This window comes from Roseococcus microcysteis (genome assembly GCF_014764365.1).
GTDB classification, from domain to species: domain Bacteria; phylum Pseudomonadota; class Alphaproteobacteria; order Acetobacterales; family Acetobacteraceae; genus Roseococcus; species Roseococcus microcysteis.
Genome location: NZ_CP061718.1, coordinates 149609 through 174582, shown reverse-complemented (window position 1 = coordinate 174582; position 24974 = coordinate 149609). Strand labels below are relative to the sequence as shown.

The 24974-nt window shown below is 70.5% G+C and carries 16 protein-coding genes and 1 pseudogene; 4 read left to right on the top strand and 13 right to left on the bottom strand.

Annotated features, from left to right (window positions below):
* Nucleotides 1–192 precede the first annotated feature (192 nt).
* Nucleotides 193–4500 (bottom strand): methyltransferase domain-containing protein, encoded by a 4308-nt coding sequence (locus tag ICW72_RS00740; protein WP_191084480.1) that lies wholly within the window; start codon nucleotides 4498–4500, stop codon nucleotides 193–195.
* Nucleotides 4501–4771: 271 nt separating this feature from the next.
* On the opposite strand from ICW72_RS00740, the gene ICW72_RS00735 reads away from it, so the two are divergent.
* Nucleotides 4772–5623, top strand: a complete 852-nt coding sequence (locus ICW72_RS00735) for a class I SAM-dependent methyltransferase (protein ID WP_191084479.1) — start codon at nucleotides 4772–4774, stop codon at nucleotides 5621–5623.
* Nucleotides 5624–5747: 124 nt separating this feature from the next.
* Here ICW72_RS00735 and ICW72_RS00730 read toward each other — a convergent pair whose 3' ends face one another.
* Both ICW72_RS00730 and ICW72_RS00725 read right to left on the bottom strand, forming a co-directional pair.
* On the bottom strand, nucleotides 5748–7265 hold the full coding sequence (locus ICW72_RS00730) for an amidohydrolase family protein (RefSeq protein ID WP_191084478.1): 1518 nt from the start codon (nucleotides 7263–7265) through the stop codon (nucleotides 5748–5750).
* Between the two features lie 64 nt (nucleotides 7266–7329).
* On the bottom strand, nucleotides 7330–9900 hold the full coding sequence (locus ICW72_RS00725) for a bifunctional acetate--CoA ligase family protein/GNAT family N-acetyltransferase (RefSeq protein WP_191084477.1): 2571 nt from the start codon (nucleotides 9898–9900) through the stop codon (nucleotides 7330–7332).
* A 156-nt stretch (nucleotides 9901–10056) separates the two neighbouring features.
* Between ICW72_RS00725 and ICW72_RS00720 the strand changes: the two genes are divergently transcribed.
* Nucleotides 10057–11040, top strand: a complete 984-nt coding sequence (locus tag ICW72_RS00720; RefSeq protein WP_191084476.1) for an alpha/beta hydrolase fold domain-containing protein — start codon at nucleotides 10057–10059, stop codon at nucleotides 11038–11040.
* Between the two features lie 12 nt (nucleotides 11041–11052).
* Here ICW72_RS00720 and ICW72_RS00715 read toward each other — a convergent pair whose 3' ends face one another.
* Nucleotides 11053–12117 (bottom strand): alcohol dehydrogenase, encoded by a 1065-nt coding sequence (locus tag ICW72_RS00715; protein ID WP_191084475.1) that lies wholly within the window; start codon nucleotides 12115–12117, stop codon nucleotides 11053–11055.
* Nucleotides 12118–12281: 164 nt separating this feature from the next.
* Here ICW72_RS00715 and ICW72_RS00710 point away from each other — a divergent pair, with 164 nt between their 5' ends.
* Nucleotides 12282–14564 (top strand): fused MFS/spermidine synthase, encoded by a 2283-nt coding sequence (locus tag ICW72_RS00710; protein ID WP_191084474.1) that lies wholly within the window; start codon nucleotides 12282–12284, stop codon nucleotides 14562–14564.
* On the opposite strand, the gene ICW72_RS00705 is transcribed toward ICW72_RS00710, so the two are convergent.
* From ICW72_RS00705 to pdhA, 9 genes and pseudogenes are all read right to left on the bottom strand, one after another.
* Nucleotides 14539–14928 (bottom strand): YraN family protein, encoded by a 390-nt coding sequence (locus tag ICW72_RS00705; RefSeq protein WP_191084473.1) that lies wholly within the window; start codon nucleotides 14926–14928, stop codon nucleotides 14539–14541. The two genes, ICW72_RS00710 and ICW72_RS00705, sit on opposite strands and share 26 nt — an antisense overlap.
* Nucleotides 14912–15976, bottom strand: a complete 1065-nt coding sequence (locus tag ICW72_RS00700) for a threonine aldolase family protein (RefSeq protein WP_191084472.1) — start codon at nucleotides 15974–15976, stop codon at nucleotides 14912–14914. Before ICW72_RS00700 ends, ICW72_RS00705 begins: the two co-directional genes overlap by 17 nt.
* Nucleotides 15977–16231: 255 nt before the next feature.
* On the bottom strand, nucleotides 16232–16711 hold the full coding sequence (locus ICW72_RS00695) for a type II toxin-antitoxin system RatA family toxin (protein WP_191084471.1): 480 nt from the start codon (nucleotides 16709–16711) through the stop codon (nucleotides 16232–16234).
* On the bottom strand, nucleotides 16711–17688 hold the full coding sequence (gene lipA / locus ICW72_RS00690; protein ID WP_191084470.1) for a lipoyl synthase: 978 nt from the start codon (nucleotides 17686–17688) through the stop codon (nucleotides 16711–16713). The genes ICW72_RS00695 and lipA overlap by 1 nt, the downstream gene beginning before the upstream one ends.
* Nucleotides 17689–17930: 242 nt before the next feature.
* Entirely contained in the window at nucleotides 17931–19325 is a 1395-nt protein-coding gene (lpdA, locus tag ICW72_RS00685; RefSeq protein WP_191084469.1) for a dihydrolipoyl dehydrogenase, read from the bottom strand.
* A gap of 11 nt (nucleotides 19326–19336) precedes the next feature.
* On the bottom strand, nucleotides 19337–19801 hold the full coding sequence (locus tag ICW72_RS00680) for a GNAT family N-acetyltransferase (protein ID WP_191084468.1): 465 nt from the start codon (nucleotides 19799–19801) through the stop codon (nucleotides 19337–19339).
* Nucleotides 19798–21143: pseudogene (locus tag ICW72_RS00675) on the bottom strand (pyruvate dehydrogenase complex dihydrolipoamide acetyltransferase). The gene ICW72_RS00680 and the pseudogene ICW72_RS00675 overlap by 4 nt, the downstream one beginning before the upstream one ends.
* Before the next feature lie 17 nt (nucleotides 21144–21160).
* Nucleotides 21161–22540, bottom strand: a complete 1380-nt coding sequence (locus tag ICW72_RS00670; RefSeq protein ID WP_191084467.1) for a pyruvate dehydrogenase complex E1 component subunit beta — start codon at nucleotides 22538–22540, stop codon at nucleotides 21161–21163.
* Nucleotide 22541: 1 nt separating this feature from the next.
* The gene (pdhA, locus tag ICW72_RS00665) at nucleotides 22542–23504 is read right to left on the bottom strand and encodes a pyruvate dehydrogenase (acetyl-transferring) E1 component subunit alpha (protein ID WP_191084466.1); all 963 of its coding nucleotides are present in this window, start codon (nucleotides 23502–23504) and stop codon (nucleotides 22542–22544) included.
* A 243-nt stretch (nucleotides 23505–23747) separates the two neighbouring features.
* Between pdhA and ICW72_RS00660 the strand changes: the two genes are divergently transcribed.
* Complete coding sequence (locus tag ICW72_RS00660; protein WP_191084465.1) at nucleotides 23748–24971, top strand: MFS transporter; 1224 nt, start codon at nucleotides 23748–23750, stop codon at nucleotides 24969–24971.
* Nucleotides 24972–24974 lie beyond the last annotated feature (3 nt).

Below are 24974 nucleotides of genomic sequence, written 5' to 3'. Positions count from 1 at the left end.
CCCGGCGGGGGCTGCCGCCCCCGCCAGGGGCCATGGGCCCCTGACCCCGTCAACATCCCCATTCAAAAAGCTGAGGGGTTCCGAGGGCGCTTCGGCTTCAGCGGGCGGGATGTGGAATCACCGAAAACCTTGAATCCCGCTCCCAACGAAGGCTGGAGCAGGCTGCGTGAACGCATGTGAACGCAGCATGCTCTAGGACCTGCGCGCCGTGACCGTGACGAAGTCGCTCCCGATCTCCCCGCTCGCGATCAGCGCGGCCTCCCGGTCCAGCAATCGTCTCAGATGCGCCACGTCCTCGGGGATCTCGGGATCGAAATTGTGGGCGATCCCGCCCAAGGCCATCATCGTCAGCGTGCCGCCGAGCGGTCGGCGCCGAATGATCTCGAACCGCGCCGCAAGCAGCGGCTCGATCATCGAGGAGCGCGGCGCCTCGGTCGGGTCGTGCGCCAGCATGTCCGCCACGCTCGCTCGGCCGGCCGCATCCTTCACCAGGCCGTCCATCGTGCGCCGGTATCGCTCGGGGAGGCTGCGAAGCCAGGCTGTCATCTCCTCGATCTGACGGTCCGGCCACTGGAAGCGGTCGGCGCCGACGAACTCCTGCTCGAGATGGAAAATTCCGCCGGGACGCAGGGCCGCGTGGACGTTGTCGAAGGCGAATTCCAGGCGTTCGATGTGATGCACGCCTTGGCAGCCGATCACGAGGTCGAGGCCGATCTCGCCAAGGTCGGTCGTGTCCATGTCGCAGCGGCGGTAGTCCAGCGACGCGCCCAGGCCGGCGGCGATCGCCTCGGCGCGCGCCGCCTCGATCGCGCCGGCCGAGAGGTCGTAGCCGATGCAGTGGCTGACGATACCCTGTTGCACGAGCCGCCGCTCAAGCCCGCCGGTTCCGCAGCACAGCGAAGCGGCACGGGCCGCCGGCAGCCGGCCTTCGCGCAGCAGGAGTTGGCGCAGGCCTTCGACCCCGTCCTCGTCGGGCCGGTCGGTCGCGCGGCGGTTCATCTCTGCCCGGATCACCGGATGCGAGGTCGGATAGGCAGCCCATTGGGCGGCCTGGCCGGAGGGCGGCGCCTTGCCCCAGAGCGCCTCCACCCGTGCCAGACGATGCGCCGGCGCGGCCAGTTCGGCAGGGTTCCCGAGCGCCGCGGCCAGGGTGTCCTGGAAGCGCTCGGCGCTGAAGTCGCGCCGCAGCAGTTCCTGCGCGCGCTCGCGCATGGCCTGCCAGGCCGCCGCATTCCCGTGCAGCGCGACGGCCTCGGCCGCCAGCGCGGCGGGATCGTCCCGCGCGGCCAAGGCCCCGGCTTCCTGCCAGCCCAGTTGCCGTGCGATCAGCTGGGTACAAACGACCGGCAGCCCGGCCGCGGCGGCCTCGATCACCTTGATGGACACCCCGGCACCGACCTGCACCGGTGCCACGAAGACGCGTGCCGCCTCATAGAAGGGCTGGAGATCCTCGACAGGCCCGACAAGCCGCACGCCGGGCGCCGCCAGTGCGGCATGGTCGGGATGCAGCAGCCCCACCACGGCCAGTTCGGCGCCCGGCAGCGCCTGGCGCACAAGGGGCCAGCAGCTTTGCAGGAACCAGGCAAGCCCCTGCCAGTTCGGGGCCTCCGGTTCCATGAGCCGTCCGACGAACAGGAAGCCGTGGCGCGCCGCGTGGCCGCGCGAAGTCAGGCGTGCCGCCGGCAGGTGCGCCAGCCGGTGCACCGCTTGGCCGGGCGGCAAGTGGCGGCGGAACAGCTCCTCCTCGGCATGGGTCACGCAGAGGACGGCATCGACGCCGGCGGCGTTGCGCCGGATCTCCTCCGCGACGCGGCGCTCGGCTTCCTCGGCCGGCAGCGGTCGGCCTTCCATCGCCGCCTGCGCCTTGTCCCGCAGGGCATAGATCGCCTCGGCGTCGTAGATCACACGCGCCTTGCCCAGCAGATCCGGCCGCCCTGCCAGCGCGTCGCGGAACAGCCCCATGTTGTGCGGCCGGCTCACCAGGATGGCGTCATAGTGGCCCGCGCGCTCTGACAGGAAGGACGCCAGGCCGGCGACCCCGCGCTGGTCGATCACTTCCACCGACGCGTGCAATTCGTGGCGCAGCCGCTCCCATGGCACCGCCGGCTGCTGCAGCGGATAGTGCGTCACCGACCAGCCCTCGGCCACGGCGCTGGTGACGATCGCGCGCGCACGCGGCAGCCCGGCGCCATTGACCTCGAGCGGCAGCAGGTCGTCGATCACCAGAAGCCGACGGAGGTCCCGCCCGCCCGCCGCGTCGCGCGCGGCGAGCAGGTTGGCCTTCCCCGGCGGCAGGTGGTCGCGCCGCAGCGTCGCGGCGTGACGTTCGCGGAAGAGGCGGGCATTGCCCTTGGTCGCCGCGACCCCGTCGCCGGATTTCGTCTCGCTGCCGAACTCATAATGGTCGACCGCCGCCGCCGGTTCGTAGATGACCCGCAGGCCTGCTTCGCGCAGGCGCATGCAGTAGTCCGTTTCCTCATAGTAGGCCGGTGCGTAGCCTTCGTCGAAACCACCCAGGCGCTGCCAGACCGAGCGTGGCGTCAGCAGGAAGGCGCCCGACACGTAGTCCACGTCGCGACGGAACATCGCGACGCCGGCCTCTGGCGGCAGCCCGCGGCCATAGCCGTGGGTGCTGCCGTCGGCCCAGACAATGCTGCCGGCCTCCTGCAACACGCCCGAAGGCAGAATCAGCCGGGCGCCGACCGCCCCCGCGCGGGGCTCGACATCCAGCGTGGCAAGGGCCGCGGCCAGCGCGCCGGGACGCAGGAAGGCGTCGTTGTTCAGCAGCAGCAGGGTGCGGCCGCGCGCTGCCGCCGCGGCGGCATTTGTGGCGAGCAGGAAACCCTGGTTCTCGGTGTTGCGGATGATGCGGGCGCCATCCAGGCGCTCCAGCAGCTGGGCTGTGGCGTCGGTCGAGGCGTTGTCGACCAGCACCAGCTCGATCGCCACACCGTCCTGCGCGCGCAACATCTGCAGGCAATGCAGGGTGAGATGGGCCTGGTTGTGGACCACCACCAGCACCGATACGTCCGGGGCCTCGCCGGCGCGGAAATCAAGCCGCTCGTTCGTCCCGAGAAAGCGGTCCATGGACGCGCGCAGGTCTGCGGTCAGCGCCGCCTTGGCATCAGGCGGGGGCGCTACGTCGCTTTCGGCCGCCGGAACGGGTGGGGCGACGGATGGCGTCAGGGGTGGGGCAACGGGCGCTGGCAGGGCGGCGGCGGGGGCCGTCGCGGGCTGGGCGGCCCTGCGCACCCAGGGAAGCAGCACGCTGGCGGTGCGGAGCATGTGACGAAAGGCGGGATAGAGTTCGGCGTAGCGCTGCAGCGGTGCGAGCGCCTGCCAACTGCTCGATGCGAGCATGGCCAGCAGCCTTCGCTCCACCATGTCGCCCCGGGCGCGCTGGACGGCCAGCTCGGCCTCGACGTGCCGGGCATAGGCAGCGCCCTCCGCGACAATTGCCTTGGCCTTCTCGTAGGCCCTCTGGGCATGCGTGCTTTGCGACTGCGCTTCCGACAGCGCCGCCCGGGTGCCGCGCAATTCGGTGTCAATCGCCTTCAGCCTGGCGACCGCAGCCCGCAACGCGGCCTCGGCTTCGGCGAGCGTGCGTAGTGCCGCTTCCCGTTCCGCTTCCGCCTCGGCAAGCTTGTCCAGCGCGGCGGCCCCCGTGGCCTCCGCTTGGGCGCGCGCGGCGTGGGCGGCCTGCGCGTCCTCCCGCAGCGCCGCGAGGCTCGCGCGCATGCCAAGGAGGTCGCGCTCGAGCGTTTCGCGTTCGGCCAGATGCGCCTCGTTGAGGTGCGTTGCCGCTTGCTGCGCGGCCTCCTCCACGCGGCTGGTATGAACATAGAGGCTGCCGGGCAGGGCCTCCAGTGCCGCGTCGGATGCGACGGCCAGCAGGTAGACCGCGCGCGGCAGGCCGGGCGATACCTCGAACCGATCGGAGCCGCGCTGCTCGAAGGTCAGCAGACCGGTGGCTTCGGAAGGCGGCTCGGCGAAGATCGCCGATCCCAGCATGGGCCGCTGGCCCAACAGCTCGACATGGGCGAAGTGCCGGCGCAACAGCCCACTGAATTCGGCCCGCGCCAGTTCGCGCACATGGAAGGGATTGGCCGGCGCGCCGCTGGGGGAATAGGTGTCGCGCTCGGGCGTGCTGAGAAGCAGGCGGCCGCCGGGGCGTAGCACCCGTCGCACCTCCGCGAGGAAGGTGTCGTGTTCCCGCATGTGTTCGAGCGTCTCGAACGATACGACCAGGTCGAAGGCGGCATCGGGCAACGGCAGGCGGCGCGCGTCGCCGGTCGTGAAGCGGAGGTTGTCGCGGCGGTAGGATTTGTTCGCATGCGCCACGCTGGCAGGATCAAGGTCCACGCCCACCACCGAACGCGCGGTCTGCGCCAGGAACGCGCTGCCGTAGCCTTCGCCCGACGCGACATCGAGGACATCGAGGCCGCGGGCCGCCTCCCGCGCAAGGAAGTAGCGGTGCAGATGCTCGACCTGCACCTGCATCCCGGCATCATCCGTCAGCCTCTCGCCTGTCCAGGGCAGTGGCGTGGCTGGCGCCGCGCGACCGAATATTTCGCCCACCAACTGCTCCTGCGTCGCTTGCCCGCGGCACGGTACGACCGTCCGGCGGATACGGTATGTGAGGCGGTCTTCATGGACCGTGCCTAAGCATGGATAGACGCGCGCCTAAGCCACTGATACTAGCCAATGAGTGAGTCAGGGACCAAGCCCCCGGTGCACCGCGAGGCGCGCCCCCGACCGCCGGAGCCAACCGATGTACGCAGACCCGCCCGCCGGCATCACGCTGCAGGATTGCGTCTTCTACCACGTCATGGACCTGCCCGGTCATGGGCGCGTCGGCGGTGAGTGGGACCTGCGCGGCAGGGTCGATACATATCTCGGCGAATTCGACTTCGCGGGCCGGTCGGTGCTGGAGGTCGGTCCGGCCAGCGGCTTCCTGACCGCGGAGATGGAGCGGCGCGGCGCCAGCGTCGTGGCGCTCGAGATGCCACCCGAGGCCGGCTGGGACTACGTGCCCTATCCGCCGAGCGTGCTGGATGCCGTGGCGCGTGAACGCGTCGGTGTGATGCAGCGGTTGCGGAACTCCTTCTGGTTCACGCATGCCGCGCTCGGGCTGAAGGCCCGGCTGGCCTATGGCAGCGCCTATGACATCCCGCCGGCGCTCGGCCGCTTCGATGTGGCGGTGCTTGCATCCGTCCTGTTGCATTGTCACAGCCCACTGCGGATCGTCGAGCAATGCGCGCGCCGTTGCGACACGCTGATCATCACCGAGATCCACGATCCTGGCCTCGATGGGCTGCGCGCCTGCCAGTTTCTGCCAACCGCCGAGGACATCAACTGGCACACCTGGTGGCGATTCAGCCCGGACCTGTTCACCGGCTTTCTGCGCGTGATGGGATTCAGGCGCTTCAGCCAAACCTTCCACACCCAACAGACGGCGCTGGGGCCGCACCGGCTGTTCACCCTCGTTGCGAGCCGCGATGCCGCGGGAGATTTCGCGGCGGCCCCAGCCTCGGCGACACAGGTGCCGGCGCTGGATACCCTGCGGGAGCAGATCCGGCATTCGCGCGCGGAGTTGAGTCGCCTCGGCGTGAAGGTCGAATGATCCACTTCCGCGTTGCGGAAGGAGAGTGTTGATGGCCACTGGGAACCGACCCGGTTCGGGGTGAAGTTGCCGCTGAGAATTGGGAGGGGTCCGGGCAGGGCGGCGCCCTCCCCGGCATCGCCTCTCAGACGCCCGAGGCCGGCGCGTCGCAGAGGTAGCGGTTCAGGTGGTAGGGCTGCGCGGCCAGGCCCGGGCAGAAGCTCGACACCACGGGCTCCAGCTTCTCGTAAAGATGGCGCATGGCCGCACTGGCTTCTTCCAGCCGCGCGCGCGCGGTCTCGGCCTGGATGGCGAGCTTGGCGATGTCGAGCTTCGTGTGCCTGCGGTCGAAATAGACGAAGTCGCCGCCGATCATGACATGGCGCACGCCCGTCGCGTCCTCGGCGTGCACGATCTGGTTCACCGTCCAGTTGTGCGGAATCCAGGAGAGGCTGTTCAGGTCCAGGAAGACGATGTCAGCCTTCATCCCCGGCGCGATGGCGCCGATATCGGTGAAGCCCAGCGCGCGGGCCGAGCCCTGGGTGCCGGCCTTGTAGACCTCCTCCACGCTGGCCCATGTGCGGGGGTCCGGGGACTGCACCTTGCTGACCATGGAGGCGTAGCGCAGCGCCTCATACATGTTGCCGTTGTCCGAGCAGTTCACGCCATCCGTGCCGATGCCCACATTCACGCCGAGATCGAGCGCGCGGCGCAGCCGGAACATCCCGTTGCCCAGGCGCATGTTGGAACCCGGATTGTGCGCCAGCGCGGCACCCCGGTCGCGCATCAGCTTCAGGTCGTCATCGTCCAGCCAGATGGCGTGGGCGGCGGTGAAGTTCTCGTCCACCAGGCCCAGATGGTCCATGTGCCGCAGCAGCGTGCGGCCATAGCGCTTCATGCCGGTGATGGCCTGCACCTTGCTTTCGCCCACATGGCTGTGCAGCCCCACGCCATGTTCCTTGGCCAGCTTCATGCAGCCGCAGAGGAAGGCGTCGGAGCAATGATGCGGGATGGTGGGCGCGACGGCCGCGCGGATATCGGCGGCACCCCAGCGCCAATGCTTCAGGATGTCGGACATGGCGGAGAGCGTCTCCTCCGCCGGGCGCAGGCGCAGCGCCTCCACATCCTTCCGCAGGCCGGGCGGCAGGGCCTCCATCAGGCCCGGGATGGCCTCGTACATGGTGCGGTCGGCCACCATGGGCGCGATGACGGCGCGCATGCCCACCTCCGCATAGGCTTCGGCGATGGCGTCCATGCCCTCGCGCGAGGGCAGCGGGAATTCGTAGGTGAGGTCGTAGGCCGCGGTGCAGCCCTTCGCCACCATCTCGGCCGCGCAGATGAGGGTGCTGAGCTTCTTGTCCTCCAGCGTCCGCCCGCCCGAGATCCAGGGGCCGGCGGCCAGGAGCAGTTCCAGCGTCCACTTGTCGCCCTGCCCGCGCGCCAGCCCGCCATGGCCATGGGTGTGCGCGTTGATGAGGCCGGGGTGGATCACCATGCCCGCGGCGTCCACCACGGCCGCCCCCTCGGGCGCGGCGACGCCCACCCCCACCTCGCGGATGATGCCGTCCTGGATCAGCACGTCGGTGGGTTCGGCGCGACGCAGCCCAGGGTCAGCCAGGCGCGCGCCGCGAATGACGGTGAAGCCGGGTTTCATGCTGGCCATGGCGGGTTCCTCAGGCGGCGGGGATGCGGCGGCTGGACCAGGGGAGGAGCATGCGCGCCGCGCGTCAACCCGCGGGCTCCAGCGCCTTCACGGCCAGCATGATGTCATGGTCCTCGGGGCTGCGGCGCAGGCGGTAGCCCAGCTTCTCGCAGAAATGCAGCATGGGGCGGTTGTCGGCCAGCACATGGCCGACCAGTTCCGTGACGCCCTCGCGCCGCGCCCAATCCTCCACCCGCGCCATCAGGTGCCGCGCGAGGCCCGTGCCCTTCGCCGCCGGCACCAGGCCCACCGCGAATTCGGCCGCCGTGCCGAAGGGCTCGCGGATCACGCGCGCCGTGCCGAAATTGCGCTTCCCGTGCATGGCGATGAAGGCCATCTCCCGCCCGTAATCAATCTGGGTGAGGCGCGCGAGCAGGGGCGGCGGCAGCTCCTTCATCACCGAGAAGAAGCGGTAGCGCACATCCTCGGGCGGCATCTCGCGGAACATCGCACCTTGCGCCTCCGCATCCTCGGGGCGGATGGGGCGCACCTCGAAGACCCGGCCATCGGGCGCGGTGTAGAGCCCGCCCAGATGCGCGGGATAGGGCGGGATGGCGAGCATGGCGCGCTCGCCCGCGGGCCGCAGCACCACATGCCCATCCACCACCACAACGCCCCGGGCGTCGGCGCGCAGCGGATTCACGTCGAGCGACGCGATCTCGGGGAAGTCCACCAGCAACTGGCTGAAGCGCACCAGCGTGTCGGCGATGGCGGCCTCGTCCACCGGGGCGCGGTCGCGGAAGCCGGGCAGCAGGGCGGAAAGCCGCGTGCGCGCGATCAGCGCATGGGCCAGCGGCAGGTTCAGCGGCGGCAGGTCGAAGGCCTCGTCGCGGGCGAGTTCCGCCGTGGTGCCGCCCTGGCCGAAGCCGATCCAGGGGCCGAACATGGCCTCCTCCCCCGCGCGCAGCCGCAGTTCCAACTGGCCGCGCGGCGCCTGGCGTTGCAGCAGGAATCCCGCGAAACCCGCGCCCGGATCGAGGCGTGCCATCTCCCCCGCCATGGCGGCCGCCGCCTCGCGCACCGAGGCGGGCTCCCGCAGGTTCAGCATCACCGCGCCGAACTCGCTCTTGTCCGCCAGCAGGGTGCGCGCCTTCAGCACCAAGGGCGGGCCGAGGGTCTCGGCATGGGTAGCGGCCTCCTCCGGCGTCGCGGCCAGGCGGTGCTCCACCACCGGCACGCCATAGGCGGCCAGCACCGCCAGCGCCTCATCCTCATAGAGCACCAGGCGGCCGGCGGCGCGGGCGGCCGCGAAGATGGCGCGCACCTTGTCCGCCTCGGGGTGGACCTCCAGCACCTGGGCGGGCGGGAGTTCGGCCGCCGCCGCGCGGTTGCGGCGTTCCTCGGCCAGGTGGGCGGCGCCCCGCAGCGCGGCCTCGGGGGTGGCGAAGCTGGGCAGGCCGGCGGCGACGAAGGGGGCACGCGCCTCGCCCGGCATGCAGAACAGGATGGGCGCGCCACGCCCGGCGCGGGGCACGGCCAGCGGGGCCAGCGGCGCCTCCTCCGGCGCGCGCAGCGCCACCACGACATCCACGCCCGGGTCGGTCGAGAGCAGCCGCGCGGCCTCCAGCAACTGCCCGCCGGCCCGCCCGCCGAGCGAAAGCGGGTGGCGCAGCGGCCAGCCCGCGGGCAGCAGCGGGGCCAGCAGGGCGTCGGTCTCCGCAGCCGGCGTGGCGAGGCGCAGCCCCTCGCGCAGCGCCGCATCGGCGGCGAGCCGCGCCATGCCGAGGCCATTGGCCACGATCGCCACCGCATCGCCCCGGCCCTGCCCCGTGCGCGGCTTGGCGCGCGCGAGCGTCGCGGCGGCGGCCAGCCAATCCTCCAGCCCGCGCGCGCTGAGCACGCCCGCGCGGCGCAGCGTGGCCTCCATCACCGCCTCCACCACGCCCGAGGGGTCTGCCGCCCGCGCGCCGGGGCGCAGCGCCAGCACCGGCCGCGTGCGCGCCGCCGCCCGCGCCGCCGAGACGAAGAGGCGCCGCTGCTTCACCCGCCTGAGTTCCAGCAGCACGCAGGCCGTGCCCGTGTCGCGCGCCAGCCAGTCGAGCCCCGCCGCGAAGCCGATGTCGTCATTGGCGCCGACGCCGATGATGTGGCTGAAGCCCAGCCCCTCCGCCGCCGCCCAGTCCAGCACCGCCCGCGCCACCGCCGAGGATTGCGCCATCAGCGCCAGCCCGCCGCGCGGAATGGGCGCCTGCGCCAGCGTGGCGTTGAGGCCGAGCGCCGGGATGGCCAGGCCGAAGCTGCGCTCGCCCAGCGCGCGCACGCCCGCCGCCGCCGCCATCCGCGCAAGGCCAGGGGCCGCCACCGGCACCACCACCGCCCGGCAGCCCGTGGCGGCAAGCGCCAGCAACGCCTCCTCCTGCGCGGGCGGCGCGAGGCTGAGCACGGCCAGCTCCGCCGGCGCGTCATGCGCGGCAAAGCCGGGGTGCGCCATGCCCTCGATCATCAGCCTTCCCTGGAAGCCGCCGCTGGCCAGGTTGCGCGCCAGGATCGCCGATTCGGGCAGCGCGGCATCCGCCAGCAGCACCACCGATGTCGGGCGGAACAGCGCGGTCTCGCGGAAACCCGCCCCGGGACGGGCGTTCAGGATCATGGACATGGCGTCGGCACCTTGCGGAAATTGTCGGGGCGCGCTGGGCTGAGGCTAGAGCATGATCCGCGGAGGCGGAATCGCCGAAGCGGTGAATCATTCTCTCAGCACGGGATGGAGCATGATCCGTGTTGCGGATCATGCTCCAGATCATAGGCCGCCCGCATGACAGCAGAACCCAGCCCGACCGATCCACGCCTCGACCCCGAGATGGCCGCCTTCAACGCCATGATGGCGGCGCGGCTGGCGGGCCAGCCGCCCATCATCTTCCCCTCGCCGCCGCGCAGCGGCTCCTTCGACGAGCAGCGCCGCCTGAATGACGGCCCGCAGGAGCCGCTCTCCGAAGGCGGGCCGGTGATGGCCGAGAGCCGCGACCTCTGGCTGCCCATCCGCGGGCGGCGCATGCAGGTGCGGCTGCACCGGCCGAGCCATGACCCCAACCTGCCCGTGGTGATCTACCTGCATGGCGGCGGCTGGGTCTGGGGCAGCATAGACACCCATGACCGGCTGATGCGCAGCTACGCCGCCGCCGCCAATTGCGTGGTGCTCGGCCCCGACTACGCGCTGAGCCCGGAGGCCGTCTTCCCCCAGGCGCTGGAGGAATGCGCCGCCGTGCTGCGCCATGTGGCGAGGCACGGCGCGGAGCTGGGGGTGGACCCCACGCGCATCGTGCTGGGGGGCGACAGCGCGGGCGCCAACCTCGCCGCCGGCCTCGCGCTGCTGGATGCCGAATGCCCCGCCCCCGTGCCCTTGCGCGGCCTGCTGCTGAACTACGGCGTCTTCGACCATGTGCTGGACACGCCGAGCTACCGCGAATTCGCCGAGGGCTACGGCCTGACCTATGAGAAGATGCGCTTCTACTGGGACGCCTATTGCCCCGACCCGGTGGCGCGGCTTTCGCCCTTCGCCTCGCCCATGCGGGGGGACCTCTCGGCCCTGCCCTCCACCCTGCTGCACATCGCGGAGCTGGACGTGCTGGCCAGCGAGAACTTCACCTTCGCCGACCGGCTGCGCGAGGCCGGGGTCAGCCTGGAAATGCAGGCCTTCCCCGGCACGGTGCACGGCTTTCTCCGCGCGCTCGGCCGGGTGGGGGCGGCCGACCGCGCGGTGGAGGCGGCCGGCACCTGGCTCAGGGCGCGGTTTGGCTGAGCCACCCCTCCGTCACGAGGCGGTCAGGATCGTCCGCCCCGTGATCTTGCCCTCGCGCAGCCGGTTCAGCACCGCATCCGCCTCGTGCAGCTTGGCGGTGCTGACCGGGATGGGCGGGATCTTGCCCTTCTGGGCCATCTCCACCAGCTCCCGCAGCTCCGTGAGGCTGCCCACATAGCTGCCGCGCATGGTGATGGCGCGGATGGGCATCAGCGGCAGCGGCACGCGGATTTCGCCGCCGAACAGCCCCACCTGGATCAGCTTGCCGCCCTTGCCCAGCGCGTCGAAGGCCGCCATCGCGGACTGGCTGCCGTTCACCAGGTCAATCACGCCCTGCACCGGGCCGCCGCAGGCCTCGATGATGCGCTTGGCGGTGTCGTCGCCCCCGGCCAGCACCGTCTCGGTGGCGCCTTGCGCGCGCGCGGCGTCGAGCTTGCCCTGGTCCACATCCACCGCGCAGATGCGCTTGTGCCCCATCCCCGCCAGCACCGCGATGGCCTGCAGGCCAAGCCCGCCCGCGCCCACCACCACGATGGGCTCCTTCTTGCCCATGGGCATCAGCTTGCGGATGGCCGAATAGACCGTCACACCGGAACACGCATAGGTTGCGGCCAGCGCGGGGTCGAGCCCGTCAATCGGGATCAGGTGGCGCCAATGCGTCGCCAGCACATGGGTCGCGTAGCCGCCATTCTGATAGACGCCCAGCGAGCGCGACTGCACCGCGCACATGTTCTCCTCGCCGCGCTTGCAGCGGGCGCAATTGCCGCAGCCCACCCAGGGGAAGACCAGGCGCACCTGCCCCTTCTTCAGCCCCTGCCCCTTGGCGCCCGGGCCCCATTTCAGCACCTTGCCCACGATCTCATGGCCCATGGCGAGCGGCAGCTTCAGGCCCCGATCGGTCATGCGCAGCTTGCCGCGGGCGCCCATGTCATACTCGCCCTCCCAGATGTGCAGGTCGCTGTGGCAGACGCCGGCATGGGTCACCTCCAGCAGCACCTCGTCGCCCTGCGGCTCGGGGGTGGGCAGCTCGATTTCCTGGAGTGGCTTTCCGTTCTCGACGACGGCCCAGGCGCGCATGGGAACCTCCCTGTGATGTGGTTTGGATGAAGGGGAAACCGCTCCGGTCGCTTCGTCAACAGAACCTTGCGCGCGCCTTACGAAATCACCGGTCTCGCCACAAATTCGCCATGAGCGCTGCGCATCCGATCAACCCAGAATTATAATTTTTCCGGGGCAGGCGCATGACACGGCTGATGGTGGCCTTCTTCCTCTCGGGGTTCGGCGCGCTGCTGTGTCAGATCATCTGGCAACGCATGCTGGGGGTCTTCGCGGGCTCCGACACCGTCTCGGCCGCGCTGGTGGTCAGCGCCTTCCTCTCGGGCCTCGGGCTCGGCTCCATCATCGGCGCCAAGGTCGCGGACCGGCTCTCGCCACGGGGTGCGATGCTGGCCTTCGCGATGGCGGAACTGGCGGTGGCCGCCTGCGCGCTGGCCTCCAAGCCCTTCCTCTACGACTTCCTGGCCATCGGCATGGTGGACCAGGTGGAGAGCCCCGCCGCCATCTTCGCGCTCTGCTTCGCGGGCCTCGTCATTCCCACCACGCTGATGGGCGCCTCGCTGCCGCTGCTGGCCCGCGCCGTGGCGACGGACCTCGGCTCCATCGCCGAACGCCTGGGCACGCTCTATGGCCTCAACACCCTGGGCGCGGGCATGGGCGCGCTGGTGGGCGGCTGGTTCATCGTGGGCCATCTGGGCTTCGTGGGCGCGCTGGGGCTGGCCGCGGCCCTGGACGTGATCGCCGCCATCCTGGCGCTGACGCTGCTCGCCTCCCTCTCGCGCGAGGTGCCGGCGCGGGCGGTGACGACGCGATCCATCACCACCGGCCCCGCGCCCTTCGGCGGGTTGCCGCTGTGGTGCCTGCTGGTCTTCCTCTCGGGCTACGTCATCGTGGCGCTCGAGATCGTCTGGGTGCGGATGCTGGGCCAGGTGGGGCAGTTCCACGCCTACCTGTTTCCCACCATCCTGGGCGTCTTTCTTCTGGCCGATGGCCTCGGCATGGCGCTGGCCGCGCGCATGGTGCGGAACATGCGCGACCCAAGGCCCGCCTTCTTCCTGACCCAGGGTGCCGGCTTCGCGCTGGGCGCGCTGCTGCTGGGCGCGCTGTGGTGGGCCATGGGCCACTCGCCGCTGGCCGATTTCATGGCGCCCGACTTCGACCGCTTCGGGCCTACGCATCTCGCCATCTCCACGGCCATCATCGTCGCGGTGGTGGCCCCGCCCTCCTTCATCATCGGCATGACCTTCCCCTTCGTGCAGCGCGCCGTGCAGCAGGACCTGGCGAGCGTGGGGGCGCGGGTGGGCTGGGTGCAGCTGGCCAACATCCTGGGCAATGCGGCGGGGTCCATCGGCACGGGCCTCATCACCTTCCATTTCTTCGGCACGATGGGGACGATGCTGCTGCTGGCCATCGTCTCGCTCGGCCTGCTGGGCGCCTGGCTGTGGCAGGCGCGCGGCCCCTCGCGGCCCTGGACCGCCGCCCTGGCCGGGGCCACGGCCGTCATCGCCCTCGTCATGCCCAGCAATGAACGCTTCTGGGCGCGGCTGCACGGGTTGCCCGAGCAGGCGCGCTTCGCCTGGGGCGAGGACCGCTCGGGCATCGCCTTCTGGCGCGAGCATGGCGAGGGCCAGGGCCGCCAGCCGGGCCGCTTCTTCATCATGGGCTTCGGCCAGGGCTTCGTGCCCTTCCTCGACGCCCATATCCTGCTGGGCATGCTGGGGCCGCTGATCCACCCCGACCCGCAGCGCGTGCTGGCCATCGGCGTGGGCTCGGGCGGCACGCCCTATGGCGCCACGGTGAACCCAGCCACGCGCGAAATCCGTGGCGTGGAGCTCATCGCGCCCGTGCTGGACGCGCTGGGGCACATCGCCCGCGCGCGGCCGGAATCGGGCGTGGCGGCCCTGCTGAACGACCCGCGCGTGCGGCTGGAGGCCGGCGATGGGCGCCGCGCGCTGACCCAGGGCGACACGCTCTATGACGTGATCGAGGCCGATGCCATCCGCCCGCAGACCTCGCATTCCGGCCTGCTCTACAGCGCCGAATTCCTGCAGCAGGTGCGCGAGCGCCTGGCGCCGGGCGGCATCTATGTGCAATGGGCGCCGACCTGGCGCGTGGTGGACACCTTCGCCGCCGTCTTCCCCCATGTGGTGCTGCTGCGGCCCATCAACGCGCTGATCGGCAGCGACCAGCCGATCGATCTGGACCAGGCCGCGCTGATCGAGCGGCTGCGCGCGCCGGAGACGCTGGCCTTCATCCAGCGCGGCAACCCCGCCATCACCGATCTCGGCCACCTCGTGGCGGGCGAGGTCCAGGTCTGGACGCCGCAGATGGCCCGCGTGGAGCCCCCGCTGACCGACATGTTCCCGCGCGACGAGTTCTTCATGAACCACGCCTATCTGGACGCCTACCGCCCGCGCCCGGCCTGGACCACGACCAGCGCCGTCAGCCGGCCCGCAACGCGTCCGTGATGCGCCGCGCCGCCCCATCGGCGGCGACGAGAATGACGTCGAAGCGCATCCCCGCCGCCCCATGGCCGGGATGCGCGGCCAGCCAGATGCCCGCCGCCGCCTGAAGCCGTGCCTGCTGGCGCGGCGTGAGCGCATGGGCGGCGTCACGGAAGCTGGGGCGCGCCTTCACCTCGACGAAGGCCAGCAGGCCCTCGCGTTCGGCGATCAGGTCCAGCTCGCCCGCCGGGGTGCGGGCGCGTTCGGCGAGGATGGTCCAGCCCTCGGCGCGCAGCAGGTCGCGCGCGATGGCCTCGGCATCGCGGCCGGAGCGGTCGGCGCGCGCGCCACGGCGGGCGCGCGCCCAGGCGTCAGGCGTGGAGCGCATCCCGGATGGCGGACACCGCCTCTGGGATCATGGCCGCCGTCACGTCCAGATGGGTGCAGGCGCGCACGCGGCCGCCCAACCCACTGACCATGATGCCCTGCAGGGCGAGGCGGCGCTGCAGTTCCTCGACCGCGACGCCCGTGCCCTTGATGTCGAAGAAGACGAGGTTGGTGTCCGGCTCCTCCACCACCACGCCCTCGATCTGCGCGAGGCCGCGCGCCAGCGCCTTGGCGTTGGCGTGGTCCTCGGCCAGCCGGTCCACATGGTGGTCCAGGGCGTAGAGGCAGGCGGCGGCACAGATGCCGGCCTGGCGCATGGAGCCGCCCAGGCGCTGCTTCCAGCGCCAGGCCTCGCCGATGAATTCGGAACTGCCGCAGAGCACGGCCCCGAGCGGCGCGCCCAACCCCTTGGTGAAGTCGAGCCAGACGCTGTCGAAGCCGGCCACCATGTCCTTCGGCGCGACGCCCGCGGCGACGCAGGCATTCATCAGCCTGGCGCCGTCCATGTGGGTGGCCCAGCCCTGTTCCCGCGCCACATCGGTGACGGCGGTAAGCTGTTCCAGCGGCCAGACCACGCCGCCGCCGATATTGGCGGTCTGCTCCACCTCCAGCATGCGCTGGGGGGGCGCGTAGCGGGTCTTGGGGCGGATGCCGGCGCGGACATCATCGGCGGTGAAGAGGCCGCGGGCGCCCTTCAACGGCATGATCTGCACCCCCGTGAGCGCGGCATGGGTGCCGCCCTCGCTGTGCAGGATGTGGCTGGTCTCGTGCGCCAGCACCTCATCGCCCTTCTTGCAATGGGTGAGGATGGCGATGACGTTGCACATGGTCCCGGACGGCAGATACATCGCCGCCTCCTTGCCCATCAGCGCCGCCATGCGATCGCACAGGGCATGGACGGTGGGGTCGTCGCCATGCTGCTCATCGCCCACCTCGGCCTCCATCATCGCGGCCTTCATGGCCGGCGTGGGGCGGGTCTGGGTGTCGGAATAGAGGTTGATGCGCACGGGCGGCGCACCGGCGGGCGGGCGGTTGGGAGCGTGGACCATGGCGCGAAGGCTAGAACGCTTTGCCCGCGCCGGGAACGGGGGGTTCTTGCCCACGACGGCCGATTCACGCCCCGGTGATTCCACCGAGGCGATCGGACGCACCACCAGCGGCCGATTCACGCCTCGGTGATTCCACCGAGGCGATCGGGCGCACCGCCAGCGGCCGATTCACGCCTCGGTGATCCCACCGAGGCGATCGGACGCACCGCCAGCGGCCGATTCACGCCTCGGTGATTCCACCGAGGCGATCGGACGCTAGCCCGGGGTCGAGGGAATTTCCGCCGGCCGCGGCGCGGCGGCGGAGTTGCGGCCATAGACCTGCATGGTCCGGCGTTCGAAGGCGCGCACCATCAGCCGCGTGGCCTCGTTGAAGACGGTGCCGATCACGGCCTGCAACAGGCGAGACTTGAATTCGAAATCCACGAAGAAATCCACCTCCGTGCCCTGCGGCACGGGGTTGAGCTTCCAGGTGTTGTTCAGGTAGCGGAAGGGGCCGTCCAGGTACTGCACCTGGATCATCTCCGGCCGCTGGAGCGTCACGTCGCTGCGGAAGGTCTCGCGGAACATCTTGAAGCCGATGGTCAGGTCGGCCACCAGCTTGGTCTCGTCACGGCTGAGCACGCGCGCGCCCACGCACCAGGGCAGGAATTCCGGATAGCGATGCACGTCGGCGACGATCTGGAACACCTCGTCCGGGCGGTGGCGCAGGATGCGCTTTTCGGCATGGGTGGGCATCAGGCGCCCAATGCCTTGAGGCGCGCTTCCTTGAGCGCCGCGAAATCCCGGTCCGCGTGGTAGGAGCTGCGCGTCAGCGGCGTGGCCGAGACCAGCAGGAAACCCTTGGCGCGGGCCATGCTGGCATAATCGTCGAACTCGGCCGGCTCCACGAAGCGGGCCACGGCGGCGTGCTTCACCGTGGGCTGGAGGTATTGGCCCACCGTCAGGAAATCCACCTCCGCGCTGCGGAGGTCATCCATCACCTGCTGCACCTCGATGCGCTCCTCGCCCAGGCCCACCATGATGCCGGACTTGGTGAAGATCGTCTTGTCGAGCTGCTTCACGCGGTCGAGCAGCCGCAGCGAATGGTAGTAGCGCGCGCCGGGGCGGATGTTGGGGTAGAGGCGCGGCACGGTTTCCAGATTGTGGTTGAACACGTCCGGCCGTGCTTCCACCACCACCTCCAGCGCGCCGGGCTTGCGCAGGAAATCGGGCGTCAGGATTTCGACCGTGGTCTCGGGCGCGCTGGCGCGGATGGCGGCGATGGTCTCCGCGAAGTGGCGGGCGCCGCCATCGGCCAGGTCATCGCGGTCCACGCTGGTGATGACGACGTGCCGCAGGCCGAGCTTGGCCACTGCCTCGCCCACCCGGCGTGGCTCCTCGGTGTCGAGGGCATTGGGCATTCCCGTCGCGACATTGCAGAAGGCGCAGGCGCGGGTGCAGATCTCGCCCATGATCATCATGGTGGCGTGGCGCTGGGACCAGCACTCGCCGATGTTGGGGCAGGCCGCTTCCTCGCAGACCGTGACCAGCTTGTTGTCGCGCATCAGGGCGCGCGTCTCGTGGTAGATCGGGTGGGTGGGCGCCTTCACCCGGATCCAGGCGGGTTTCCGCTGGATGGGGTTGTCGGGGCGGTTCGCCTTTTCCGGATGCCGCGCGGCGCCGGTGCGGGCGGTGTCACCCTTGCTGCGGTGGTCGATCTCGATGCGGGCCATGGTGGCTCCATATAGCGCGGGGCGCGGTTTTCCCCAGCCCCCATCCGTCACACGCGGCCGATGCCTGCCCCGAACGCGGAACAGGGCGGGGCCGGGCGCAACCGCCCCACGCTCCGGCCGCAAAGCGGCCGGCGCCGCCCAACCGCCCTACCCGCCCGCGCACCCGAAGCGCGGCGAAAGCCAAGCGCGTCGTGCCGCAGGCACGCCTCCGGCGTGACGCGCGCGCCGGCGCCTGAGGCAAACTAAATATGTATCACCCGGCCATAGGCATCCAGCACGCTCTCATGCATCGCCTCGCTCACCGTCGGGTGGGGGAAGACGGTGTGCATGAGTTCCGCCTCGGTCGATTCCAGGGTGCGGGCGATGCCATAGCCCTGGATCATCTCCGTCACCTCGGGCCCGACCATATGGGCGCCCAGGAGTTCGCCGGTCTTGGCGTCGAAGACGGTCTTCACGAAGCCCTCGGGCTCACCCATCGCGATGGCCTTGCCATTGCCGATGAAGGGGAAGCGGCCCACGCGCACCTCATGCCCGGCCTCCTTGGCGCGGGCCTCGGTCAGCCCCACACTCGCCACCTGCGGGCGGCAATAGGTGCAGCCGGGAATGTTCAGCACATCCATCGGGTGCGGGTGCATCCCGGCGATGGCTTCGACGCAGATGATGCCCTCATGGCTCGCCTTGTGTGCCAGCCAGGGCGCGCCCGTCAGGTCGCCGATGGCATAGACGCCAGGCTCGCCGGTGCGGCCCATGGGGTCGGTTTTCACATGGGTGCGGTCCACCTCGACCTTGGTGCCCTCCAGGCCGAGATTTTCCACATTGCCCACGATGCCGACCGCCGAGATCAGCTTGTCGGCCGTGATGTCCTGCACCTTGCCATTCGCTTCCACGATGGCGGTGATGCTGTCCGCGCCCTTCCGCACCCCCTGCACCCGGGCATTGGTGATGATCTTCATGCCCTGCTTCTCGAAGGCCTTCTGCACGAAGGCGCTGATCTCCGAATCCTCCACGGGCAGGATGCGGTCCATCACCTCGATCAGCGTCACCTCGGCGCCCATGTTGAGGTAGAAGGACGCGAACTCGCTGCCGATGGCGCCCGAGCCCATGACGATGATCTTCTTCGGCAGGGAAGCCGGCACCATCGCCTCGCGGTAGGACCAGATCAGCTTGCCGTCCGGCTCCATGCCCGGCAGCACGCGGGCGCGTGCGCCGGTGGCCAGGATGATGTGCTTGGCGGCCAGCTCCGCCACAGGCTTGCCGTCCTTCGTCACCTTCAGCTTGGCAGGCCCGGCCAGCGCGCCCTGCCCGTCGAACACCGTCACCTTGTTCTTCTTCAGCAGGTGCTTCACCCCGCCCGAAAGCTGGTTCGCCACCCCGCGCGACCGCTTCACCACCTTCGCGAAGTCGAAGCGCACATTGTCCGCCGCGAAGCCATAGGCGTCGAGGCTGTGCAGCAGGTGGTTGATCTCGGAGGCGCGCAGCAGCGCCTTGGTCGGGATGCAGCCCCAGTTGAGGCAGATGCCGCCCAGATGCTCGCGCTCCACCAGCGCGACCTTCATCTTGAGCTGCGCGCCGCGGATGGCCGCGACATAGCCGCCAGGCCCGCCGCCCACCACCACCAGGTCGAATGTCTCGGCCATCTTGCCTCTCCTCAGGCGGCCAGCGCGGAAAGTGCCGCGCCGGTCAGCCGCCGGTCCGTCCATTGCGTGCGCGCCGTGGCCCCGATGCGGTCATAGAGGGCGATGGCCGGCGCGTTCCAGTCCAGCACGTTCCACTCCAGCGCGACGAAGCCCTCTTCCAGCGTCAGCCGCGCCAGCGCCCGCAGCAGCGCCATGCCATGCCCCGCGCCGCGATGCGCCGGCAGCACGAAGAGGTCCTCCAGCCACAGCCCCCGCCCGCCCAGGAAGGTCAGCGCGGTGGGGTAGAAGAGGGCGATGCCCACGGCCTCGCCCTCCACCTCGGCCAGCAGGGCGCGGCAGGCGCCCTGTTCGAGCATCCGGGCGAAATCCGCCTCGGTGGCGCGGAATTCGCCGAGCAGTTCCTCATACTCGGCCAGGGCCCGCACCAGCCGAAAGACGGCCGGTGCATCGGCCGGGCTGGCCGGGCGGATGGTCACAGCATCAGGCTCAGCGGGTTCTCGATCAGGCCCTTCAGCGTGGCCATGAACTCCGCCGCCAGCGCGCCATCCACCACGCGGTGGTCCACGGAGAGCTGGCAGGTCATGACGGTGGCGATGGCCAGCGCGCCATTCTTCACCACCGGCCGCTGTTCCCCCGCGCCCACGGCCAGGATGCCGGCCTGGGGCGGGTTGATGATGGCCGAGAAGAAGGAGACGCCATACATCCCCATGTTGGAGATGGAGAAGCCGCCGCCCTGGAATTCCTCGGGCTTCAGCTTGCCCGATTTCGCCCGCGCGCCGAGGTCCTTCATCTCGTTGGAGATGGTGGCGAGCCCCTTGCGGTCCGCGCCCTTCACGATGGGCGTGATGAGCCCGTCGGGAATGGCCACCGCCACGCTGATGTCCACATCCTGGAATTGCAGGATGGCCTCATCCGTCCAGGCGGCGTTGACACCCGGATGGCGGCGCAGCGCGACCGCGCAGGCCTTGATGATGAGGTCGTTCACCGAAAGCTTGAAGGCCCCCGCGCCCTCCTTGGGCGATTGCGCGTTGAGGTCCGCGCGCAGCTTCAGCAGCGCGTCCAGTTCGAAATCCATCGCCACGTAGAAATGCGGCACGGTGGTCTTCGATTCCGTGAGCCGCCGCGCGATGACCTTGCGCATGGAGGAATTGGGCACCGCCACATGCGGCGCCGTGATGTTGACGGGCGCCGGCTTCGGCGCCGGGGCTGGGGCGGGGGTCCCGGCCCCCCCGCCTCCGCGGTCACGGGTGCAGCGTCGCGCTTCGGGGCCGCCGGGCGATTCATCGCCGCCTCGACATCGGCCTTCACGATTCGCCCCTGCGGTCCGCTGCCCGTGACCGCGGCCAACTCAATTCCCGCCTGCTGCGCCATGCGCCGCGCGAGCGGCGAGGCGAAGACGCGGTCGCCACCGGAAGCGGCGGCGGCCGGCTTGGGCGCCGGCGCCTCGGCGCCCTTGGAAGCCGGCGGCGGCACCGGCTGTTCCGGCGCGCCGGCGACCTTGCCGCCCGACTGCCTCACCGCCTCCAGCGCCGGCGAGCCGGAGGGAGAGGGTGCCGCATCCTTCGGCGCCTCCTCGCCCTGCTCGACCAGCACGGCGATGACGTCGTTCACCTTCACGCCCTCGGTGCCGTCCGCCACCACGATCTTGCCGAGGATGCCCTCATCCACGGCCTCGACTTCCATCGTGGCCTTGTCCGTCTCGATCTCGGCGATGATGTCGCCGGCCTTGATGCTGTCGCCCTCCTTCTTCAGCCAGCGGGCGAGCGTGCCCTCCGTCATGGTGGGCGAGAGGGCGGGCATCAGGATGTTGGTGGCCATGTGCGGGCGCCCCTTGCTTAGCGGTAGGTCACGGCGCGCGCCGCTTCCACCACCTGTTCGAGGCGCGGCAGGGCGAGCTTCTCGAGATTGGCGGCGTAGGGCATCGGCAGGTCAAGCCCCGTCACGCGCGTGGGCGGCGCGTCGAGGTGGTCGAAGGCGTGCTCCATGATCTGCATGGCCACCTCCGCGCCGATGCCGGCATAGGGCCAGCCCTCTTCCAGCGTCACCAGGCGGTTGGTCTTCTTGACCGAGTTCACGATGGTCTCGGTGTCGAGCGGCCGTAGCGTGCGCAGGTTGATCACCTCCGCGCTGATGCCCTGCTCGGCCAGCTTTTCCGCCGCCTGCATGGCCATGCCGACCATGATGGAGAAGGCGACGAGCGTGACGTCCGTCCCCTCGCGCTCGATCTTGGCCTTGCCGATGGGCAGGATGAAATCCTCATCGGTCGGGCATTCGAAGCTCTGCCCGTAGAGGATTTCGTTCTCCAGGAAGATGACCGGGTTCGGGTCGCGGATGGCCGCGCGCAGCAGGCCCTTCGCATCCGCGGCCGACCAGGGCGCGACCACCTTCAGCCCCGGGCAATGCGCGTACCAGGAGGCGTAGCACTGCGAATGCTGCGCCGCCACGCGGGACGCGGCGCCGTTCGGGCCACGGAAGACGATGGGGCAACCCAGCTGCCCGCCCGACATATAGAGCGTCTTGGCGGCCGAGTTGATGATCTGGTCAATGGCCTGCATCGAGAAGTTGAAGGTCATGAACTCGACGATGGGCTTGAGGCCGTTGAAGGCCGCCCCCACCGCCATGCCGGTGAAGCCATGCTCCGTAATCGGCATGTCCATGACGCGCTTGGGGCCGAACTCGTCCAGCAGGCCCTGGCTGATCTTGTAGGCGCCCTGGTACTGGCCGACCTCCTCGCCGATCAGGAAGACGTCGCCATCCAGCCGCATCTCGGCGGCCATGGCGTCGCGCAGCGCCTCGCGCACGGTCATGCTGCGCGTGGGGCCCCAATCCTTCTCGGGCTGGGCGGAGGGCGTGGCGGCCACATCCCAGGGCACAGCGCTGCCCTTGGCCTCGGCGGGCTTCTCGGCCTTGGGGGCCTCTTCCTTTGCGGCCTCGTCCTTCGCGGGTTTCGGCGCCTCGGCCTTGGCCCCGCCCGAACCGCCATCCAGCTCCGCGATGGGGCTGTTCACCGACACGTTCTCGGTGCCCTCGGGCACGAGGATGCGGGTGATGGTGCCCTCATCCACCGCCTCGACCTCCATGGTGGCCTTGTCGGTCTCGATCTCGGCGATCACGTCGCCGGACTTCACCGCATCGCCTTCCTTCTTCAGCCACCGCGCGAGCTTGCCCTCCGTCATGGTGGGCGAAAGCGCCGGCATCAGGATCTCGACGCCCATCTCACTTGGTCTCCAGAAGGATGTCGGTCCAGAGCTCGCTCTCCGGCGGCTCCGGCGATTCCTGCGCGAATTCCGCGCTGTCCTGCACGATGGCCTTCACCTCGTCGTCGATCTTCTTGAGGTCGGCCTCGGTCACGCCCTGGGCCAGCAGTTCGGCCCGCGCGGTCTCCAGGCAGTCATGCTGCTCGCGCATCTTCTGCACCTCCTCGCGGGTGCGGTACTTCGCGGGGTCGGACATGGAGTGGCCGCGATAGCGGTAGGTCTTCATCTCCAGCAGATAGGGGCCGTTGCCGGCGCGGCAGTGCGCCACGGCGCGGCTGCCGGCCTCGAACACGGTGCGGACGTTCATGCCGTCCACCTGCTCGCCCGGGATGCCCCAGGGGCTGCCATTCTTCGACAGGTCGCGGCTGGCGCTGGCGCGCTCCACGCTCGTGCCCATGCCGTATTTGTTGTTCTCGATGATGAAGACGCAGGGCAGCTTGAACAGCGCCGCCAGGTTCAGGCTCTCGAAGACCTGGCCCTGGTTGGAGGCGCCCTCGCCGAAATAGGTCAGCGCCACATTGTCATTGCCGCGATACATGTTCGAGAAGGCCAGGCCCGCGCCCAGCGAGACCTGCGCGCCCACGATGCCATGGCCGCCGAAGAAGCCCTTCTCGCGCGAGAACATGTGCATGCTCCCGCCCTTGCCCTTGGAATAGCCGCCGATGCGCCCGGTCAGCTCCGCCATCACGCCGCGGGCCTCCATGCCGGTGGCCAGCATGTGGCCATGGTCGCGGTAGGAGGTGATGACCTGGTCGCCGGGCTGCAGGCACATCTGCATGCCCACCACCACGGCCTCCTGGCCGATATAGAGGTGGCAGAAGCCGCCGATCAGCCCCATGCCGTAGAGCTGGCCCGCCTTCTCCTCGAAGCGGCGGATCAGCAGCATGTCCCGATAGGCCTGCTGCAGAACGTCACGACCCATTGCGGGCTCCTTGCCACGGCTGCGGCGCTTGGCGCCCGAGATTTCGGGGGGCATGGCGTTCTCCCTGTCGAACTGCCCCATCATTAAGGGCGGCAAGACGTCGTTGCAAGGAGGACCATTCGCCGCAAACCGGCAGAAAATCAGCGATTTATGTATTTTAACTCGATATTGGTTAACATGTTGCATCGCACCAACGCACCATCCGGATGGCGATGATCCGCGCGGCCCCGCCACAAGCGCCGCATGACACCCGAACGCCGCCTCGCCCTCGCCACCTTCGCCCTGCACGGCGCCGACCAGGCGGCGCTGGCGGCGCTGCCGCTCCTGGCCACGCTGCACCTCGGCGGGGGCCCCGGCATGACGGGGGCGCTGGTGGCGGCGCAGGGTGCGGCCTGGCTGCTGGTCTCGCTGCCCGCCGGCGCCTGGCTGGACCGCGCGGGGCGGGTGCGGGCGCTGCGGGCCGCACTCTGGGCCGCCGCACTCGGCTTCCTGCTGGCCTGGGCGCTGCGGCACCACCCGGCGACGCTGGCCTTCGCCGCCTTCCTGGGCAGCGGGGCGGTGGTGGTGGGCATCCTGGCCGTGGCCGCCCTGCTGCCGGGCTATGTCGCGCCCGAGGGCCGGCCCCGCGCCAATGCGGCCATCGAACTCGCGCGCGGGGTCGCGACGCTGGTGGCCGCGCCGCTGGCCGGGCTTTGCGCGCAGATGGGCTGGCCGGGCCTCGCTTTGCCCCTGGCCGCCACCTTCGCCGCGCTGGGCGCCCTGGCCCTGGGCCGGCTTCCGGCCGAGCCGCCGCCCGCCCCGCGCATCCCGCTGCGCGACGCCATCCTGGAGGGCGCCCGCTTCACCTGGCGCGAGGCGCATCTGCGCGGCCTCGCCCTCTGCGCCATCGCCTGGAACTTCGCCTTCTTCGCCCTGCTGGCGGTGCTGGTGCCGCTGGCGCTGGGGCCGCTCGGCCTCACCCCGGCCGAGACGGGGCTGGCGCTGGGCTTCTACGGCGCGGGGCTGATGATGGGCGCCGTGGCCGCGCCCCATGTGCTGCGCGTGCTGCCGCCCGGCCAGGTGCTGGCGCTGGGGCCGGCGCTGACGCTGGGGGCCGTGCTGCTGCTCTGGGCGGGGCTGCTGCCGGCCTTCCCGCGCCTCGCGCTCTCGCAATGGCTGGTGGGGTTCGGGCCCATGCTCTGGCAGGTCACGCAGACCACGCTGCGCCAAGCGGTGACACCCTCCGCGCTATTGGGCCGGGTGGGGGCGGTGATGCAGGTGGCGGTGTTCGGCGTGCGGCCGCTGGGGGCGCTGGCCGGCGGCGCGCTCGCGGCGCGCGACGGGGCGGAGGCGGGGCTGTTGCTGGCCCTGCTGGGCTTCGCCCTCTCGGTGCTGCTGGTGCTGCGCGCGCCCCTGCGCGGCCTCAGCGCCTTCCCCACGGATTGCGCGGCCGCGGCGCCTGCCGCACATTCCGCCCAGGGCAGATGAGGG

What these genes read in the sequence shown, in the direction of transcription:
- ICW72_RS00740 (WP_191084480.1), bottom strand. Translation starts at nt 4,500, where the DNA reads ATGCAGGTGCAGGTCGAGCATCTGCACCGCTACTTCCTTGCGCGGGAG.
- ICW72_RS00735 (WP_191084479.1), top strand. Translation starts at nt 4,772, where the DNA reads ATGTACGCAGACCCGCCCGCCGGCATCACGCTGCAGGATTGCGTCTTC.
- ICW72_RS00730 (WP_191084478.1), bottom strand. Translation starts at nt 7,265, where the DNA reads ATGGCCAGCATGAAACCCGGCTTCACCGTCATTCGCGGCGCGCGCCTG.
- ICW72_RS00725 (WP_191084477.1), bottom strand. Translation starts at nt 9,900, where the DNA reads ATGTCCATGATCCTGAACGCCCGTCCCGGGGCGGGTTTCCGCGAGACC.
- ICW72_RS00720 (WP_191084476.1), top strand. Translation starts at nt 10,057, where the DNA reads ATGACAGCAGAACCCAGCCCGACCGATCCACGCCTCGACCCCGAGATG.
- ICW72_RS00715 (WP_191084475.1), bottom strand. Translation starts at nt 12,117, where the DNA reads ATGCGCGCCTGGGCCGTCGTCGAGAACGGAAAGCCACTCCAGGAAATC.
- ICW72_RS00710 (WP_191084474.1), top strand. Translation starts at nt 12,282, where the DNA reads ATGACACGGCTGATGGTGGCCTTCTTCCTCTCGGGGTTCGGCGCGCTG.
- ICW72_RS00705 (WP_191084473.1), bottom strand. Translation starts at nt 14,928, where the DNA reads ATGCGCTCCACGCCTGACGCCTGGGCGCGCGCCCGCCGTGGCGCGCGC.
- ICW72_RS00700 (WP_191084472.1), bottom strand. Translation starts at nt 15,976, where the DNA reads ATGGTCCACGCTCCCAACCGCCCGCCCGCCGGTGCGCCGCCCGTGCGC.
- ICW72_RS00695 (WP_191084471.1), bottom strand. Translation starts at nt 16,711, where the DNA reads ATGCCCACCCATGCCGAAAAGCGCATCCTGCGCCACCGCCCGGACGAG.
- lipA (WP_191084470.1), bottom strand. Translation starts at nt 17,688, where the DNA reads ATGGCCCGCATCGAGATCGACCACCGCAGCAAGGGTGACACCGCCCGC.
- lpdA (WP_191084469.1), bottom strand. Translation starts at nt 19,325, where the DNA reads ATGGCCGAGACATTCGACCTGGTGGTGGTGGGCGGCGGGCCTGGCGGC.
- ICW72_RS00670 (WP_191084467.1), bottom strand. Translation starts at nt 22,540, where the DNA reads ATGGGCGTCGAGATCCTGATGCCGGCGCTTTCGCCCACCATGACGGAG.
- pdhA (WP_191084466.1), bottom strand. Translation starts at nt 23,504, where the DNA reads ATGGGTCGTGACGTTCTGCAGCAGGCCTATCGGGACATGCTGCTGATC.
- ICW72_RS00660 (WP_191084465.1), top strand. Translation starts at nt 23,748, where the DNA reads ATGACACCCGAACGCCGCCTCGCCCTCGCCACCTTCGCCCTGCACGGC.